We start from the raw sequence: 19,463 nt of genomic DNA on the forward strand, positions 1-19,463 counted from the left end.
TTTAAGATATGGCTTCATTCGTAATTGAAGGCGGAAGAAAGCTCTCGGGCGAGATTGTGCCTCAGGGCGCCAAGAACGAAGCATTGCAGGTGCTTTGCGCCGTGCTGCTCACTTCGGAGAAAGTCATCATCCGGAATCTTCCGGACATTACCGACGTAAACAACCAGATTCAGCTGTTGCGCGATATTGGCGTGAAGGTGGAAAAGCAAGCTCCCGGCACTTATTCCTTCCAGGCGGATCAGGTAAATATCGACTATCTGCAGACCGACGAGTTTCTGGCGCGCTGCTCCAAGCTGCGCGGTAGTGTGATGCTGATCGGTCCGCTGCTGGCCCGCTTCGGCAAGGCGATGGTAGCCAAGCCCGGAGGCGACCAGATCGGACGCCGCCGTCTGGATACTCACTTCCTGGGTATGCAGAAACTGGGTGCCGAGTTTATCTACGATGCCGTGAAGGGCGTGTTCCAGATCCGTGCCGAAAAGCTGCGGGGCGCTTATATGCTGCTCGATGAGGCTTCTGTAACCGGTACGGCCAATATCATTATGGCCGCGGTGCTGGCCGAGGGCCGCACCACCATCTACAATGCAGCCTGCGAACCCTATATCCAGCAGCTCTGCAAACTGCTGAACGCTATGGGTGCCCGTATCGGTGGGGTAGGCTCCAACCTGCTGACCATCGACGGCGTGACCACGCTGAGCGGTGCGGAGCATACCATTCTGCCCGATATGATTGAGGTGGGCAGCTTTATCGGTATGGCCGCTATGGTCGGTGCCGGCATCCGCATCAAGAATGTGGCTTTCGAGCATCTGGGAATCATTCCCGACACCTATCGTCGTCTGGGTATCGAAATTATCCGCGAAGGCGACGACCTGTTCATCCCCGAACAGGAACATTATGAAATCGAGTCGTTCATTGACGGTTCGTTCATGACTATCAGCGATGCCCCCTGGCCGGGACTGACGCCCGACCTGCTGAGCGTGCTGCTGGTGGTCGCCACACAGGCCAAAGGCTCCGTGCTCATCCATCAGAAGATGTTCGAGAGCCGTCTGTTCTTTGTGGACAAGCTGATCGACATGGGCGCCCAGATCATCCTCTGCGACCCGCACCGTGCGGTGGTGGTAGGCCACGACAAGCAGATGAAGCTGCGCGCCGGTAAGATGACCTCACCCGATATCCGTGCCGGTATTGCTCTGCTTATTGCCGCGATGAGTGCCGAAGGTGTCAGTCGCATTCACAATATCGAGCAGATCGACCGCGGTTACGAAGACATCGAGGCCCGTCTGAATGCTTTGGGTGCAAACATAAAACGTATGGACTGATGATACGCGACAACGAAGTATATAAAATAGGTGTCCTGACGAAGACACACGGTGTGGCCGGTGAGTTGTGCCTGAGCTTTACCGATGATATCTTCGATCGGGTGGATACCGACTATCTGATTTGCCGCATGGACGGCATTTTGGTACCTTTCTTTCTGGAAGAGTACCGCTTCAAGAGCCGTTCCACGGCTTTGGTCAAGTTCGAGGATATTGATACCGAGGAAGAAGCCCGTCGGATGGCCGGTGTGGAAGTGTTCTTCCCCAAGGCATTGGCCGGAGAGTCCGAAGACCAGATCTATTCCTGGAGCTATTTTGTAGGATTCGGGGTGACCGACGAACAGGCCGGTTATCTGGGTACTGTCGAATCGGTTGACGAATCGACGGTGAATGTGCTTTTTGAAATCAAGCGCCCCGACGGGCGAGATTTTCTGGTTCCCGCCCATGAGGAATTCATTCGGGACATAGACCACGACGGAAATATGATTTATGTGTGTCTGCCCGACGGATTGTCTAATCTTTATGAAACAGATTTTGATGGAGAATAAGAAAAAGAAGATTGCTCTGTTGGGGTCAACCGGTTCTATCGGCACCCAGGCACTCGAGGTGATTCGCGAGCATGCCGATCTTTATGAAGCCTATGTGCTTACAGCCAACAATAATGCCGACCTGCTCATCCGGCAGGCCCGCGAGTTCCGTCCCGAAACGGTAGTCGTGGCCAATGAGGCCAAGTATGCCCAGGTGCAGGAGGCTCTGTCCGACCTGCCGATCAAGGTTTATGCCGGTGCCGATGCCATCTGTCAGGTGGTGCGTGAGCAGGCCATCGACATTGTGCTCACCGCCATGGTGGGCTTTGCTGGTCTGCGTCCTACGATCAGTGCCATAGAAGCGCACAAGACCATTGCTCTGGCCAACAAGGAAACTCTGGTCGTGGCCGGAGCTTTGATTACCGAGCTGGCCTTGCGTCATCGCGCTGCCATCATTCCGGTAGATTCGGAGCATTCAGCCATCTTCCAGTGTCTGATGGGCGAGCACAGTCCGATTGAGAAAATCATCCTGACCGCTTCGGGCGGTCCGTTCCGCACCTTTACCCGGGAGCAGTTGCAGCATGTCACCAAAGAACAGGCTCTGAAACACCCCAACTGGGAGATGGGTGCCAAAATCACCATCGATTCCGCTTCGATGATGAACAAAGGTTTTGAGGTAATCGAGGCCAAATGGCTGTTCGACCTCACGCCGGAGCAAATCGAGGTGGTGGTACATCCGCAGTCGGTGGTGCACAGTGCCGTGCAGTTTGCCGACGGAGCCGTAAAGGCCCAGTTGGGTGTGCCCGATATGCGGGTGCCCATTCAGCTGGCATTCTCCTATCCCGAGCGCTTGCACAGTTCATTTGACCGTCTGGACTTCTGTCAGGCTTCTCCGCTCACTTTCGAGCGTCCCGACACCGAGCGTTTCCGCAATCTGGCTTTGGCCTACGAAGCCATGCGCCGCGGCGGTAACATGCCTTGTATCCTGAACGCTGCCAATGAGGTGGTGAACCGTGCTTTCCTGGAAGACCGTGTGGGCTTCCTGCAGATGAGCGATCTGATGGAGCAGGCCATGAGCCGCATGTCCTACATTGCCGAGCCAACGCTTGAAGACTATTTGCAGACCGATGCCGAAACCCGTGCTTTAGTAAGCGGATGGCTGTAAATCCTCCGATTGTTGAATTAAAACATTTATACCTTATTATATAAAAGATTTATGGATACTGCGTTAATCAAGGCCCTCCAGCTGATCCTGTCCCTGTCGATACTGGTGATTCTGCATGAGGGAGGGCATTTCTTCTTCTCCAAGCTTTTCAAGGTGAAAGTGGAGAAGTTCTATCTGTTCTTTGATCCCTACTTCCACCTGTTCAGCACCAAGGACAAGTGGATTACGCGCATATTTCCGAAACTGAAGAAAAACGAGACGGAATATGGTGTGGGCTGGTTGCCTTTTGGCGGTTATGTCAAGATTGCCGGCATGATCGACGAGAGCATGGACACCGAGCAGATGAAACAGCCGGTGCAGCCCTGGGAATTTCGTGCCAAGCCCGCCTGGCAGCGCCTGTTCATTATGATTGGCGGTGTGTTGGTCAATTTCCTGCTGGCCCTGTTCATCTATTCCATGGTACTGTTTGCCTGGGGCGAGGAATACCTGCCTATGAAGCAGCTGACTATGGGCTTTCAGTTTAACGAGCAGGCCGAGAAGCTGGGCTTCCGCGACGGCGACCGTCTGCTGGCTGCCGATGGGGTTCCTTTCGAACGCTGGGATGCCAATGTGTACCGCACACTGTCCGAGGCACAGACCATAACGGTGGAGCGCGACGGCCGTGCCCTCGATATTCAGCTCACCGAAGAACTCGATCTGTTGAAGATGCTCAAGGAGCAGCCCCCGTTCATGGCTCCTGTAGTACCTTCCGTCATTGATTCCGTGCTGCCCGGTCTGCCTGCCGCAGAGGCTGGCATTAAGAAGGGCGATCGCATTCTGGCGGTAGACGGTACTGCTGTAACTACCTGGAGCGATTTTGATTATCTGATGGCCAAGAAATCCGATGTGCTGGCTGCCGGATGCACTCCGGCCGACAGTGCCCGTCTGCGTCAGATGCAGGTGGTGTTCCAGGCCGAAGGATCGGCTGTGGCCGATACGGTTACCTTGCAACTCTCCAAAGACTATATGCTGGGTATCGTGAAGAAAAGCCTGTTCGACTACTGCACGCTGGCTCATAATGAATACGGTTTCTGGGAGAGCTTCCCGGCCGGAATATCCCACGGTATGACCGTGCTTTCGGGCTATGTGAGCGATTTGAAGTATATGTTCACCTCCGAGGGTGTGAAGAATGTGGGTAGCTTCGGTACCATCGGCAGCATTTTCCCGGCCACTTGGGACTGGCAGAGCTTCTGGGAGATTACCGCGTTTCTGAGCCTGATGCTCGCCGTGATGAATATCCTGCCTATTCCGGCGCTCGACGGCGGTCATGTGCTCTTCCTCATTGCCGAGATGATCATGCGCCGTCCGCCCAGCCAGAAGTTTATGGAGCGTGCCCAGATGGTGGGTCTGGCCCTGTTGATGGGACTGATGCTTCTGGCCTGCTATAATGATATTGTCAAGTTCCTCTTGTAGGATATAGATTTTATTCAAGGATTTAGAAAGGTTCCGATAGCTGTTTCATGCAGTATCGGAACTTTTTTATTTGGGGAGTGCATGTAAATCCGAGGAAAAATCGTATCTTTGCAGCCGCTAAAAAATAGGAGAAGAAAATAATCGGTTGAATATGAAAATAATCTGGTCTATGCGATCTTTTAATTTTACGAATGTGCCATGATTTTATATCTGTAGACTTAATACGGGTATAAAATATTTATGGTAAATCGAATATTAAACTATATATTAATTTTTCATGTTCATTTTTCTTTTTTTGATGGCTTCGGGAGCTGTTGTCGGCTACCGTTTTCGCTGTGTGTCTAAAATTCATAAGGTAACTTCCCTCATTCAGATAGTCATTTGTTTCCTGCTCTTTATTCTGGGCTTCTCTATCGGGACAAACAGACTGATTATGGGTAATCTGAAATATTTCTGCGAACAGGCTGCTTTGATTGCCGGACTCAGTATGCTGGGAAGTTCTGTGGCTGCCCTGCTGGTGTATCAGTTCTTTTTCAAGAAAGGAGGGGATTATGAAGGGTAGTCTTGCTATTTTACTGTTTTTCCTGTTGGGATGTACGTGTGGCGTGTATTATAATGTGGATTTTGATATTCATGAACTTTCGGTGTATGTGCTCTATGTACTGATGATTCTGTTGGGAATCAATCTGGGATGCAATCAGGATCTGAAAGGCTTTGCCAAGAGTATTAATCTGAAAGTGCTGCTGGTGCCGATAGCCACGGTTTCGGGTACCTTCCTGTTTTCGGCGGTGGCCGGTTTCATCCTCAGTCGGTGGAGCATCTTCGATTGTATGGCTGTGGGCAGCGGTTTTGCCTATTACTCGGTGTCGTCGGTGCTCATCACACAGCTGAAGGCGCCCAGTCTGGGCATGCAGTTGGCGACCGAGCTTGGTACCATTGCCTTGCTGGCCAATATCTTCCGGGAAATGGCCGCACTTATCGGAGCACCGTTGATTTACCGGTTCTTCGGTCGGCTGGCACCGATCTCTGCCGCCGGAATCGGTTCGGCAGACATTCTGCTGGCTTCTATCAGTAAATATTCGGGAAAGGAGGCTATTCCGATTGCGGTGATGCACGGAATATTAATCAATATCAGTGTGCCTTTCTTCGTATCTTTATTCTGTAAAATGTAGTGTTTGATATAGTATAAAAAGATAAGATTATGGATCAGATGCCTCAGGACCCCATGGTATTGATGGGATTCATTAATATGAAATTACGTGACTTCTATCCAGACCTGGATGCCCTTTGCGAGGACATGCAGGTGGATCGAAGCGAATTGGAAAAACGGTTGGCCGAAGTGGGATTTGAATATAATCTGGCAGCCAACAAATTTTGGTAATCGGTTAGGGAAGAGGACTAGGATTTCTGGTCCTCTTCTATTTTTCTCAGGAAGAACTTCACCTTGGCACTCATCTCGTCCAGATTCTGGCGCAGATAGAATACTTTGTTTTTCTGATCATAGAAAGGGGAGTTCTTGCCTCGGTTGTTCTGACGGGATATGGAATCGAGCTTGCGGTTCTCTTTCTGGAAGATTGCGTCGAGCACTGCCAGAGAGTCTTGTGCCTGAAGCAGTTCAATGCTGTCCATCACCAGAATACCCTGACGGCGTGCGTCGAAGGCGGTAGGATATTTTTCGCGCATGGCCTGCACGGTGTCGCGGGCTGCGTCATAATTCTTGTTCTGCATCAGGGTGCGGGCCGCATCCAGCATCGGGGCGGCTTCGAGGTTCGGATCTTTCTTTTCTGAACTGCAGGCGCCTGCAAGGAGGCATGCCAGAGCTAGGGGGATGATTTTTTTCATAATGTTTAAGTTTTCCTTTTGCCACAAAAATACCATTTTTTGTTTGATGGGGCGTGTTCTACGGGTAAAAAATACTAAATTTGCATGCTTTTATGTAGAATAAACAAACATGAGAAATCTTTCTAAGGAAGACCTGATAAAATTATTGGATAAAAAGGTGTTCCATCTGATCGGTCAGACGGCTGATGAGCTGGGACTGGAATGCTATGTAGTGGGCGGTTACGTGCGTGACCTGTTCCTGGAACGCCCGTCGAAAGACATTGACGTGGTGGTTGTGGGCAGCGGCATCGCGCTGGCCGAGGCTCTGGGTGCCAAGTTGGGCCGGGGCGCACATGTGTCGGTGTTCCGGAACTTCGGAACGGCTCAGCTGAAATATCACGGCATGGAGGTGGAGTTTGTGGGGGCACGTAAGGAAAGCTACTCGCACGACTCGCGCAAACCGGTTGTGGAAGACGGTACACTGGAAGATGACCAGAACCGCCGTGACTTTACCATCAATGCGCTGGCGGTATGCCTGAATAGGGACCGATTTGGCGAACTGGTGGATCCGTTTGACGGCGTGTGGGATATGGAAGACCGCCTGATCCGGACACCGCTCGATCCGGACATTACTTTCAGTGATGACCCGCTGCGCATGATGCGCTGCGTGCGTTTTGCCACTCAGCTGAATTTCTATATCGACGACGAGACTTTTGAGGCTCTGGAACGGAATAAGGAACGCATCAAAATCATTTCGCGCGAACGGATTGCCGACGAGCTGAACAAGATTATGATGACGCGCACCCCTTCTAAGGGTTTTGTGGAACTGCAGCGCTGCGGACTGCTGCCGCTGATTTTTCCGGAACTGGCCGCTATGGAGGGAGTAGACACCATTCAGGGCAAGTCGCACAAGGATAATTTCTATCACACCCTGCAGGTCGTGGACAATCTGGCGGCGGTGAGCGACAATCTGTGGCTCCGCTGGGCGGCCCTGCTGCACGATATCGGAAAGCCGCGCACCAAACGCTATGAGCCGGGAGTGGGCTGGACCTTCAAGAACCATAACTTTATCGGAGCCAAGATGGTACCGGAGATTTTCCGCAAAATGAAGCTGCCGATGAATGAGAAAATGAAATATGTGCAGAAACTGGTGGGGCTGCACATGCGCCCTATCGTCATTGCCGATGATGAGGTGACTGATTCGGCTGTGCGCCGTCTGCTCTTTGAGGCAGGGGATGACATCGAAGACCTGATGATGTTGTGTGAGGCGGATATCACTTCGCGCAATGTGCAGCGCAAGCAGCGTTTTCTGGACAATTTCAAGCTGGTGCGCCGCAAACTGGTGGATCTGGAAGAGCGCGACCGTATCCGTAATTTCCAGCCTCCGGTGACGGGTGAGGAGATTATGGAGGTGTTCGATCTGCAGCCGTGCCGTGAAATCGGTCTGCTGAAAAGTGCCATCAAGGATGCCATTCTGGACGGAGTGGTGCCCAATGAGCATGATCCGGCTTATGCTTTTATGCTGGAGCGGGCACGTGAAATGGGACTGGAACCCAAAAAGTAACCTATGGATATAAATGATAAACGGAAAGCAAGTTCCTGAAAAACGGGGCTTGCTTTTCATTAATTTTGTAAAGCAACACAATATTGCACGGGAAAATACGTTTATAAGAAAATAACATACCAGTAAAGTTGATAAATTATGATTGAATATATAAAGGGTGAGCTGGCCGAGGTGACTCCTGCCCAGGCTGTGGTGGACTGTCACGGAGTGGGCTATGGCATCAGCATCTCACTCAACACTTTTTCTGAAATTCAGGGGAAAAAGGAGGTGAAACTGTGGATCTATGAAGCGATTCGCGAGGATGCGCATCAGTTGTTCGGTTTTGCTTCAAAACTGGAACGCGAGCTATTTGTGCAGCTCATCAGTGTTTCGGGCATTGGAGGCAATACGGCGCGCATGATTTTGTCGGCACTGTCTCCGGCCGAGCTGTATGAAGTGATCAGTACCGGCAACGAAAAGGTGCTGAAAACCGTGAAGGGTATCGGACTGAAAACGGCACAGCGCATCATTGTGGACCTGAAGGACAAGATTGTGGCAGTGGAAGGAGCTGTTCCGACGGCCCTGCCCGGAAAGAAAAAGGAAGAGCTTGCCAACAAAGAGGTGTTCGATGAGGCTCTGGCTGCTCTGGGTATGCTGGGATTTCCGCCGGCACCGACACACAAGGTGGTCAGTGCTATTCTCAAAGAAGAACCGGAATTGCCTGTGGAACAGGTAATCAAACTGGCACTCAAACGCCTCTAGGATTCGGATAAACGTCAGAAGAACCGTAACAATGAAAAATAAACTGAAATATATTCTTTACCTGTCGCTGCTTCTGCTGGTGGGGATTAATGCCTGGGCTTCCTGGAGTAATCCCATGATTGCAGGGGCAAGGACCCGCCAGCCGCACCGCGTGCCTGCGGATGCGATTCGGTCGGCAGACCCGGATACGGTGAAAAGCCGTTTCCCGGTGGCCAGAACCGTGGCTCGCGACGAGGCGGATCTGCGCAAAAAGAACGTGGACTTGCGAAGCCCCGAGAACATCAAGCCGGACACGGTGTATGATGCCCAGACCAATACGTATATCATCGGTAAGAAGGTGGGTGACGGCTATCTGAGTGCACCGATCATCATGACGGCGGAGGAGTATCAGCAGTGGACACTCCAGCAGTCGCTGCGCAATTATTTCCAGAAGAAGAATCAGGAAGAATTTGATGCAGAGGGAAAAAACAAGTTTGACTTTACGAACATGCAGTTTGATTTGGGACCGGCAGAGAAAATCTTCGGTCCCGGCGGCGTGCAGATCAAGACACAGGGATCGGCAGAACTGAAAATCGGAGCCAATATGCGTAATGTGCAGAATCCGGCCATATCTGCCAGCAAGCGGAAAACCCTGGGCTTTGATTTTGACGAGAATATCAACATGAGCCTGAAAGGTAGTGTGGGTGACAAAATCAACATGAACCTGAATTATAACACCGACGCGACCTTTGATATGGATGCCCAAAGCCTGAAACTGAAGTATGAAGGCAAGGAGGATGAAATTATCAAACTGATTGAGGCGGGTAACGTGACGCTCCCTTCAAATTCATCGCTCATACAGGGATCTTCGGCACTGTTCGGTATCCGCACGGATTTGCAGTTCGGAAAACTGAAACTGCAGACGGTAGTGTCGCAGAAGAAATCGGCTTCGAAAACCGTTTCTTCGAAGGGTGGTGTGCAGCTGCATTCATTTGAGTTCACCGCTACCGAATACGAGGAAAACCGCCACTATTTCCTGGCGCACTTTTTCCGCGACAATTATGACAAGAACATGAAAACCGCCCCGAATATCACTTCGGGAATCACCATCAAACGTATTGAACTGTGGGTTACCAACAAGACGGGTAACAGTGAGAGTAACCGTAACATCGTAGCTTTTACGGACTTGGGTGAAGCAGACCATATCAGCAATCCTATCTGGGTAAAGACGGGAACCACCAATCCGGTGAACCGTTCGAACTCGCTCTATGAAGCGATGGTGAACCAGTATGCCGAGGCGCGTAATATCAGTTCTACCACGCAGGTGCTGGATGGAATTCCCAATTTTCAGGGAGGTACGGACTACGAGAAGCTGCAGAGTGCGCGCAAGCTGAGCAGCAGCGAATATACGGTAAACGAGGCTTTGGGTTATGTGTCGCTTAACTTTACCCTGCAGAGTGATGAAGTGTTGGCGGCAGCCTTTGAATACACCTACAACGGACAGACTTATCAGGTGGGTGAGTTCTCGACCGACTTGACTGACAATGCACAGGCTTTGTATGTCAAGGCGCTGAAAAACACCGCGGTATCTCCTTCTATCGGAAACTGGGACCTGATGATGAAGAATGTGTATAGCCTGAATGCTACGACCACCCAGTCGGAACAGTTCAAGCTGGACATCAAGTATCAGAGTGATTCGGCAGGCGTCTATCTGAATTATCTGCCTGAAGAGAAGTACAAGAGTACCCCCTTGCTGCGCATCATGAATCTGGACCGTCTGGATGCCAAGAACAATCCGTATCCGAACGGACAGTTTGACTATCTGGAGGGCTATACCATCAGCAAGGGACGTATCTTCTTCCCGGTAGTGGAACCTTTTGGAAGTCACTTGCGCAGTTATCTGAATGATGCGTCGCTGGCTGAAAAATATTGTTTCCAGGAACTGTATGACTCAACCAAGACTGTTGCCAAGCAGATTGCCGAGAAAAACAAGTATCTGCTGAGCGGAGAATACAAGGGAAACAACGGAGCGGAGATAGATCTCGGTTCGATGAATATCCCGCAAGGCTCGGTGGTGGTGACTGCCGGCGGTGTGACCCTGACGGAGAATGTGGATTACACCGTGGATTATTCCATGGGACGTGTGACCATCATCAATCAGAGCATTATTGATGCCGGCACCAGTGTGAGTGCCAGTTTTGAGAGTAACGAAAATTACGGCATGCAGCGCAAGACCATGCTGGGTATGAACTTGCAGTATGACTTCTCGAAGGATCTGGTGTTTGGCGGTACGTTGATGTATCTGAACGAACAGCCGCTTACCAGTAAGGTGAACATGGGAGAGGAACCGCTCAAGAATACCTTGTGGGGTTTGAACCTGTCGTGGAAGCATGAGAGCCAATGGCTCACGAATATGCTGGACAAGATACCGTTTGTGCAGTGTACGGCTCCTTCGCAAATCAACTTTACCGGAGAATTTGCCCAGCTGATTGCCGGACAGAATCATCAGGTACAGGGTTCGGCTTCGTATATTGATGATTTTGAGAATGCGGAGACTTCCATCAGCATCATGCAGCCAACTTCATGGACCATATCCAGTGTGCCCAGTGACTTTGAGGAAAGCAAGTTGAGCAATGATGTGCGCACAGGTTATAACCGTGCTTTGATGAGTTGGTATTGCGTGGATCCGATCTTTACGCGCCGCAGCTCTACCTTGACTCCTTCGCATATCAAGAATGACCTGGATCAGCTGTCGAACCATTATGTGCGTGAGGTCTATGAGCGCGAGCTGTATCCGGCCAAATCGCAGAATACCTATAACTCGTCCACTTCGCTGACTCTGATGAACATTGCCTACTATCCTTCGGAAAGAGGTCCGTATAACCTGAATCCGAATCTGGATTATCAGGGTAAACTGCCGAATCCAGCCCAACACTGGGGAGGTATGATGCGCAAACTGGATGTGAGCGATTTTGAGACTTCGAATATCGAGTATATTGAGTTCTGGATGCTCGATCCGTTCATCTATACCCGGGACAAGGGAGGCAACTATGGCGGTGACTTCTACATCAATCTGGGTGAGGTGAGTGAGGATATCCTCAAGGACGGAAAGAAATTTGTGGAAAGCAGTATGCCTACCGACGGAAATTTGAGTTACTTCTCGGAAACGGTGTGGGGTCGTGTTCCTACCACCAACAGTGTGACCTATGCCTTTAACAACGAGAGCGGGGCACGCGACAAGCAGGATATCGGTCTGAACGGACTGAGCAGTGCCGACGAGAAAAACTTCGGAGCCTATAAGGAGTTTCTGGCTGCGGTGCAGGGCAAGGTTTCGGCCGCTGTGTTTGATTCCTTGCTGAACGACCCGGCGGGAGATGATTATCATTACTTCCGCGGTACGGATTATGACAACAAGCAGTTGAGCATTCTGGAACGTTACAAGCGCATTAATAACCCGGAAGGAAACTCCCGGTCGGCTGAAAGTTCGCCCGAGTCGTATGATACTTCATACAAGACAACTCCCGACGGTGAGGATATCAATCAGGACTATACCCTGAATGAGTATGAGCGTTACTACCAGTATAAAATCAGTATCCGTCCGGAAGATCTGGTAGTGGGTAAGAATTATGTGGTGGACAAACGCCACGCGAGTGCTCCGTTGCGTAATGGAAAGACCGAAGAGGTCGACTGGTATCTTTTCCGCATTCCGGTGGAGGAGTACCAGAAAAAGGTGGGTAATATCAACGACTTTACCAGTATCCGCTTTATCCGTATGTTCCTGACAGACTTTGAGCAACCGGTAATCATGCGTCTGGCTACTTTGGATCTGGTACAGGGACAGTGGAGATCGTATGAACAGGCACTTTACACCGGTGAAGCTCCGGCAACCGCTGGAACAATGGACGTGTCTGCCGTGAATATCGAAGAAAACGGCGACAAGACACCGGTGAACTATGTGGTACCTCCAGGCATCAGCCGTGTGGTAGACCCGAACCAGACTCAGCTGGCTGAGCAGAACGAGCAGGCTTTGTCGCTGGTGATTAAGGATTTGGGCTCGGGAGATGCACGGGCGGTATACAAGAATATGAATCTGGACATGCGCCAGTACAAGCATTTGCAGATGTATGTGCATGCCAATGCTCTGAGCGACGACTATACCAGTCTGGAGGATAATCAGACCAGCGTGTTCATCCGTCTGGGTTCAGACTACCGGAATAATTTCTATGAGTATGAGATTCCGTTGAAGCTGACTAAGGAGGGTGTTTACGGACAGCGCAATACCGAGCACCGGAAGCTGGTATGGCCTGAAGACAATATGCTGGACATCAATCTGGAGCTGCTGACGAATGTGAAGAAGAACCGGAACCACTCCAAGAGTCTAGGAATGATTTCCATGAACGACCTGTATTCGGAATATGATCCTGACAAGCCGAACAACAAGGTAAGTATTATGGGTAACCCGACTCTGGGTGAGGTAAAGACCATTATGGTGGGTGTGCGTAACAATTCGGGAGAAATCAAATCGGTTGAGGTTTGGATTAACGAGTTGCGCATGCAGGAATTCAACAACGATGGCGGTTGGGCTGCGCAGGGTAATCTGAATGTGCAGTTGTCTGACTTGGGTAACGTAACGGTTCAAGGTCAGGTGGTGACTGCCGGATTCGGTGGACTGGAGCAGTCGGTTAGCGAGCGTAAGAATGAAGATACCTATAATTACAGCATCACTACCAGTCTGGAACTGGGAAAACTCTTCCCGGAGAAGGCACAGGTATCGCTGCCATTGTATTATTCTTACAGCAAGGAGATTGTGAAACCGAAGTATAATCCGCTCGATACGGATATGCTGCTGAAGGATGCCATGGATGCCTTGACGACCAAGCAGGAGCGCGATTTGCTGTCGAATCTGACCACGACTCGTACGGTGAACAAGAATTTCAGTCTGAGTAATGTGCGTGTGAATATTGTCACTCCGAAGCACGCCATGCCTTATGACCCGGCGAACTTCTCGTTCAACTATGCGCACAGCAGTTCGTATAAGGCCGGAGAGACAACAGCCTGGGAAACGGAGAACCGTTGGAGCGGAGGTATGAGCTATGCTTATTCTCCGAACTACAAGCCTCTGGAGCCGTTTAAAAAGAAATTCAAGAGCAAGAGCAAATGGCTGGATATCGTGAAGAATATCAATCTGAACTATCTGCCACAAAGCCTGAGTTTCAATACGGACATAACCCGAAACTATTATGAGTTCCAGGAGCGGGACATCAGCAATCTGGAGAGTCCGACCTCTCTGCCGCTGTCTTTTGCACAGGATTTCCTGTGGAACCGTGATTTTAATATCCGTTGGGACTTGACCAAGGCATTGCATTTGTCGTTTACTTCCGGAACGCGAGCTGAGATTGAGGAACCTTATACTCCGGTAAACAAAGACCTGTATCCGGATTCTTATGCTGCCTGGAAGGATTCCGTATGGCACAGCATTAAAGGTTTCGGTACTCCGTTGGACTATCAGCAGACGTTCAATGGTTCGTATAAGTTGCCGCTGAGTCAGATTCCTTGCTTTGACTGGATTGACGGAGACGGAAGTTATACGTCGAACTATTCCTGGGTACGCGGTGCCGAAATGGAAGACGGCAGCACGTTGGGAAATACCATTAATTCAGAGCGTGATGTCAATATTAATGGTAAGCTGAATTTTGAGAAACTGTATAATCACAGTGATTTCCTCAAGAAAGCCAACCAGCGTTTCTCACTTGCCGGACGACGCAAGGCAGCCAATGAGCGGGACAAGAAGGCCCAGGAAAAGAAAAAGGAGAAAGAAGAGCAAAAGAAAGCGGAGCAGGAACGTGCCAAGCTGTTGGCCGAAGGAAAGACAGAGGCTGCCGACAGTCTGCTGACACAGACCAATGCCAAAGGGGTGGCCAATGCCAAGAAGAAAACGGCTTTCAAGGGATTTGCCAAAGAGATCCGTCTCTTCCCGGATTCACAACTGGTGGTGAAACATAACCAAAAGAGCAAGAAGCTCAGAGTGACCGCTGTAACTGAAGACGGAAAACGGTATGAGGTGAAATATAAGCGTCTGGATGAAAACACCATTCGCATCAAGGGACGTGACAGTGTCAAGGTACGTCTGAACGTGATACCGTTGCCGAAGGCTGAGGAAAAACCGTGGTATGTATATGCACAGGGTGCAGCCCGTTTCCTGATGATGGTGCGTAATGCCAGCATCAGTTACCGCAACAATTATTCGATTGCCCTGCCGGGATTCCTGCCGAATATCGGAGACTTCTTCGGACAGCGTTCATCGGGCGGTTTGCAACCGGGACTGGATTTTGCCTTCGGTTTTGTGGATGACAGCTATATCCGTAAGGCAAATGAGCGCGGCTGGCTGTTGAACAGTGACAGTGTAAGCTCGCCGGCGGTGAGCAGCACCACGGAAGACTTGCAGCTGAAGGTAACCTTGGAACCGATTCCGGACCTGAAGATTGACCTCAGTGCCAGCAGGACAACGAATGAAAGCAACAGCATCCAGTATATGTATGCCGGAATGCCGACCACTCGAAGCGGTAGCTTCAATATGACAACCATTTCGATTAAATCGGCGTTTGAAGGAGGAGGCAATGCAGAGAACGGTTATGCCAGCAAGAGCTTCACCAAATTCCAGAATCTGCTGAATACCTTCCAGCAACGGGTAGAACAGCAATATGCCGGGGCTACCTATCCGGCTGGAACCGGTATGAGCGGTACGTTCAATCCTGAAAACGGAACGGTGGACAAGTACTCATCGGATGTGATGATTCCGGCTTTCCTGTCGGCTTATACCGGAGGAAACAGTCTGGAGGTATTCCCGTCGCTGTTGCGTATGTTGCCAAACTGGACCGTGTCTTACAAGGGATTGAGCCGTTTGCCTTGGATTGAGGATCATCTGAAGAGTGTGACGCTGAACCACGCTTATAAGAGCATTTATTCAGTGGGTTCTTACAACACATACAGCACCTGGTTGCAGTATATGGGTGATCTGGGATTCGTGGCCAACACCACAACCGGAGGCTATCTGCCCAGCAGCATGTATGATATCAGTTCCGTTTCCATTAACGAGTCGTTCTCACCACTGATCGGTGTGAATGTAACTCTGAAAAACAATATGACCTTGAAAGCGGAATACAAGAAGACCCGTGTGCTGACGCTGAGTATGACTTCAGTACAGCTGAATGAGTCGGGAAGCAATGATATTGTTTTCGGATGGGGATATAAGGTGAATGACTTCCGGGTTGGAAACCTGTTCAACAAGCGCCGGCGTGTGAAGACCAAGCGCACAGCCGGTAATGATGAGGAAGAGAAGACAACTCCGGCGAAGAACACCTTTAATCGGGAACTGAATTTGCAATTTGACTTCTCTTACCGTTCACAGAGTTCGATTACACGCGATATACAGAATTCGCTGTCGGAAGCAACGAGCGGTAACCGGGCGGTGAAGGCTTCGTTCAGCGCAGATTATACGTTGAGCAAATACATGACCTTCAGTCTGTATTATGACCGCCAGAGAAATATGCCGTTGCTGTCGTCGAATTCATATCCGACCATTACGCAGGACTTTGGTTTCAGCCTGCGCTTCTCACTGACGCGGTAATAATCAGAGTCAGTAATTTTAGAAACTGGTGATGAAGTAAAATATCCGGTTAAGGACTTTGCTTCATCACCAGTTTTTTTATTTTCAGGATTATTCTTATTCGTATTCTAGGTTACTGTTGGTTGCCTTTTCAAATGATTGGGATGATTTTCCAAAAACATCGAAATGTTTTTTTCCGATTATCCTGATGTTTTTCCGAAAAGACCAGGAAGAAATTTCAGCTCCTATTTTTTCTCTACCAGCAGTTTTCCGTCTTTAGTGATTCCTTCAGCTTCATAACTCAGTATGGTTGTCTTGGAGTTATTGTAGAAACTAATGGTTTTGGTTTCTCCGGGTTCCAGCGTTATGTTTGGATTCCAATATAGAGTGCGCCTATAATCTTTTACTTCGGGCAGTGGTTTCTTGGAATAATCCGGCGAATAGAAGGTGTCGCATACGGCAAATCCGTCCAGCAGAATCCATCGGTCGCGATAGGTCTGTCTCTTTGCACCATTCGGATATTTGTGCAGGTCAATCACCACGTCAGGAATGTTGGACTGTTCGTATTTCCAGCTGCTTCTTTCTCGTGGGCAGTAATCTGTATAGAAATAGAGTTTGTCCAAATAGGCCAAGGTACGGTAGCTTTCAATTCCTTCTTTTCCACCATAGGCCGGATCTAACATCGTTGCATAGTTTCTTTTCTCGCTTGTCTTGATTTGAGTTGATTTTATTTGAGTTGTTGTTCTTTTTTTATTACTATTTATCCCGTTGTCGATATTATCCTCATCATTTGATTCTTTCCTGATATATACGAAATCCGGTTTACCATTAATGGCTTTTCCGTCATAACGTACTTGAATGAAGTAATCCTTTTTTGAAACACCCATATCTCCTATATAGGAAAGAGAAGTGATATTAGGAATAAAACCTCGTTGGATTGTTACTTCTTCTCCGAATTCTATTATAGGTGGATATTTACGGTCTATGATATATCCGGTTAAATCAGCTTTGGTATTATTGGGTCTGGCGAATCTTGCCAGTTCTTTTAGTCGGAGGGAATCAGTGGTATCATCCCGATATAATCCGTTGAATCCGAACCTTCCTGTATTCATCCCGAGATCAATCTGCCGGTTAAAGGCATCGTATGCATGGACCACAAAGGCGGGTTTGCTGCTGTCCAGCTTTCTGAGTCCTCCTCTTTTGGAGCGCACGGTGAGTGTGGGTAGTACTCCATCTTTGATATTTCCGTCAAAAGATGCTTTTTCAAAAGGATCATTCGGGCTACTAGTCTGGTAATAACTGTAGGGCAGAGGCCATAGAGGGAAGAAGTGGTCCAGTTTGACATAATAGTCGGGATAAGCCAGTTCATCCCCGAAATTATTGTATTTGTTTTCCAGTTTGTTAAAGAAACGTTTGATGACTCCCTGCTTTTCCTTCTCTTTCTTTTCCTCTTCCTCGGTTTTGTCTGACGCATTCATAAAGAGTACTGCCTTTCCGAAGAAGCGTGGCGTGGGCAGATAGAAGTATCCGAACTCCGTTTTTTGCCGGGTTTCCACTAAGGTCGTGTCCTGCACATAGTCGGCACTGAGCCATACTTCATGGCCGAGAGTGGGGTAATTCTTCCGGTAATATTCTTCCGCTTCTTCCTTGTTCTCCTTTTTGATTCTTGCATATTTAGCCAGAATCTCATCCTTGTCATAATTTGACTTACCATCTAGTTTATTGAATGGGTATACAGTCCCGGCAATGGTCTGATATTTTTCCGGCAGATAGCGTATGGAGAAATCCGTTTTTGCGGCGAGATCGTTCCATTTCCATCTTCTCCATCCCTGCACCAGCAGCAGGTTATCCAAAGCTTTTCGATGTGTAGAGTCATCCTTCTCGAAGTAGTATCCGGGTCTTTCCACGAATCCCCTGATTTCGCTTGCCAGCAGCATTTCCGTGAGCATGGTTCCGTCATCGTAGATGCTTTCGTCGGCGGCATCATCCTTTACGGAAAGTGAAAGGTGCGCCGTAGTCTGGATATCCGGTGCTTTCAGACTCAGGGTTACAGGTTCAAAGGGCTTGTATTCTTCTTTGATACCCTCCAGCACCAGGTTCTGTCTGTCCGGATTCAGGTCCTTTCCTTCCGGCCAAACGAAGAACAGTCTGTCGGCAAAGACCTCCCCTTTGTCATCAAACAGGGTGATCTGGTTTACACCGGTTGGCAGTGATTCTGTGGGAAGACTGATATATTCTAATGTGCCTTTTCTGACGGTCATTTCCTTGCTGTATTCCATGATTCCATCGTGAAGGATGTGCATTCCTAGAGGATAGTTTTCAGGCAGTCCTGCCGTGTTTGTACGGATACGGATACTGTCCGGTGCGCTCTCCAGAGAAAGAGCGCATCCCCTTTCCTGAATCTTCGGTAATGAAAAGGTGTACTCTTCCTCTCCACTCCGGACAACTGCCTCATATTCTGTTCCTTTCTGTAAGGGCGGCAACAGGATGCTTCCCCTTCCGGCGTATTGCGGTTGGGTGCGTAATATCTCCTTTCCAGTTTTGCTTTCTCTGAATACGATTTCCAGGTTCAGGTGTTTTCCCTGATTGTCGGCCAGGTCAAAGGCCAACGTGCAGGGTACGCCCTGTATGAGGTTTCCTCCTTCGGGGAAGAAGGAAAGTGCGGGCTCATTCTTTTCCCCGCTCTTCTTGTAATATCTTCTCATGGGGCGCATGGTCATGTTCTTTTCATATACTCCCGCTTTCTGAGGTTTGTCATAAACGGGCACGACCCTGCTGTAGATTTTCTCATACTCCGTGAAGAAGTCCTTCATCATCCCCTTGTTATAGAAGGCGTTGGCATACATATATAGGGAGCCTCTGTCCATTTCCGTCTGGTATCTTCCCCAGTTCAGCATCCATCTGGTGTATGCCCGGATTTCGTAATACCCTCCGTAGAGCGAGTCCTGAAGGGCAAAGTTTCCGAATCCAGTTGTATCGTTTTCGAGAGGTATCTGTTGTCTTTCCACAAGATATCCGTCGGGTGTCATGAGTTCCACATACAGAATGCGGCTCAGGTCCGTAGGCACTTTCCGATCCGATCTGACCACATAGGCCTTGTACCAGATCGTGTCTCCCAGAAAATAGCAGTTGTTGTCCAGATGCAGGTAGACTTTCTCCTGAGGGAAAGCCTTTCCGGTGGTTTGTACAGTCTGTGTCCAGTGTGTTAGATCATTGGAGTTCTGTTGCGCCATCATACCCAAGGGTAAGAGCAGGAAAATGGTATAGATCAATGCTTTCATAATAGATGGCTTTT

12 protein-coding genes are annotated in these 19,463 nt (G+C 49.5%); 10 read left to right on the plus strand and 2 right to left on the minus strand.

Annotated features, from left to right (window positions below):
- The first annotated feature begins 8 nt into the window (after positions 1-8).
- From murA to DXA74_RS00160, 7 genes are all read left to right on the plus strand, one after another.
- Positions 9-1,316, plus strand: coding sequence for a UDP-N-acetylglucosamine 1-carboxyvinyltransferase (murA, locus tag DXA74_RS00130; RefSeq protein WP_118524807.1), 1,308 nt, complete (start codon positions 9-11; stop codon positions 1,314-1,316).
- The gene (gene rimM / locus DXA74_RS00135) at positions 1,316-1,861 is read left to right on the plus strand and encodes a ribosome maturation factor RimM (protein WP_118524808.1); all 546 of its coding nucleotides are present in this window, start codon (positions 1,316-1,318) and stop codon (positions 1,859-1,861) included. Before murA ends, rimM begins: the two co-directional genes overlap by 1 nt.
- A complete protein-coding gene (locus DXA74_RS00140; protein ID WP_118524809.1) occupies positions 1,836-3,005 on the plus strand; it encodes a 1-deoxy-D-xylulose-5-phosphate reductoisomerase in 1,170 nt (389 codons plus the stop codon). The genes rimM and DXA74_RS00140 overlap by 26 nt, the downstream gene beginning before the upstream one ends.
- 51 nt (positions 3,006-3,056) lie before the next feature.
- Positions 3,057-4,457, plus strand: coding sequence for an RIP metalloprotease RseP (gene rseP / locus DXA74_RS00145; protein ID WP_118524810.1), 1,401 nt, complete (start codon positions 3,057-3,059; stop codon positions 4,455-4,457).
- A 277-nt stretch (positions 4,458-4,734) separates the two neighbouring features.
- Positions 4,735-5,019: a LysO family transporter gene (locus tag DXA74_RS00150; RefSeq protein WP_118524811.1), complete on the plus strand. Its 285-nt coding sequence runs from the start codon at positions 4,735-4,737 to the stop codon at positions 5,017-5,019.
- Entirely contained in the window at positions 5,009-5,629 is a 621-nt protein-coding gene (locus tag DXA74_RS00155) for a lysine exporter LysO family protein (protein ID WP_118524812.1), read from the plus strand. Before DXA74_RS00150 ends, DXA74_RS00155 begins: the two co-directional genes overlap by 11 nt.
- Before the next feature lie 29 nt (positions 5,630-5,658).
- Entirely contained in the window at positions 5,659-5,838 is a 180-nt protein-coding gene (locus DXA74_RS00160) for a DUF4250 domain-containing protein (protein WP_199666043.1), read from the plus strand.
- 17 nt (positions 5,839-5,855) lie between these two features.
- On the opposite strand, the gene DXA74_RS00165 is transcribed toward DXA74_RS00160, so the two are convergent.
- A complete protein-coding gene (locus tag DXA74_RS00165) occupies positions 5,856-6,299 on the minus strand; it encodes a hypothetical protein (RefSeq protein WP_147400987.1) in 444 nt (147 codons plus the stop codon).
- Positions 6,300-6,408: 109 nt separating this feature from the next.
- Here DXA74_RS00165 and DXA74_RS00170 point away from each other — a divergent pair, with 109 nt between their 5' ends.
- The 3 genes from DXA74_RS00170 (at position 6,409) to sprA (ending at position 16,189) form a co-directional block, all read left to right on the plus strand.
- Complete coding sequence (locus DXA74_RS00170) at positions 6,409-7,842, plus strand: CCA tRNA nucleotidyltransferase (RefSeq protein ID WP_118524815.1); 1,434 nt, start codon at positions 6,409-6,411, stop codon at positions 7,840-7,842.
- A 138-nt stretch (positions 7,843-7,980) separates the two neighbouring features.
- Positions 7,981-8,583, plus strand: a complete 603-nt coding sequence (gene ruvA, locus DXA74_RS00175) for a Holliday junction branch migration protein RuvA (RefSeq protein ID WP_118524816.1) — start codon at positions 7,981-7,983, stop codon at positions 8,581-8,583.
- Positions 8,584-8,614: 31 nt separating this feature from the next.
- Positions 8,615-16,189 carry a cell surface protein SprA gene (gene sprA / locus DXA74_RS00180; RefSeq protein ID WP_118524817.1) on the plus strand — a complete coding sequence of 2,525 codons (7,575 nt, stop codon included), beginning with the start codon at positions 8,615-8,617 and terminating at the stop codon, positions 16,187-16,189.
- A 224-nt stretch (positions 16,190-16,413) separates the two neighbouring features.
- Here sprA and DXA74_RS00185 read toward each other — a convergent pair whose 3' ends face one another.
- On the minus strand, positions 16,414-19,449 hold the full coding sequence (locus tag DXA74_RS00185; protein ID WP_118524818.1) for a hypothetical protein: 3,036 nt from the start codon (positions 19,447-19,449) through the stop codon (positions 16,414-16,416).
- Positions 19,450-19,463: the final 14 nt, after the last annotated feature.

It is taken from the genome of Bacteroides sp. OF04-15BH (genome assembly GCF_003477995.1).
GTDB lineage: Bacteria > Bacteroidota > Bacteroidia > Bacteroidales > Bacteroidaceae > Paraprevotella.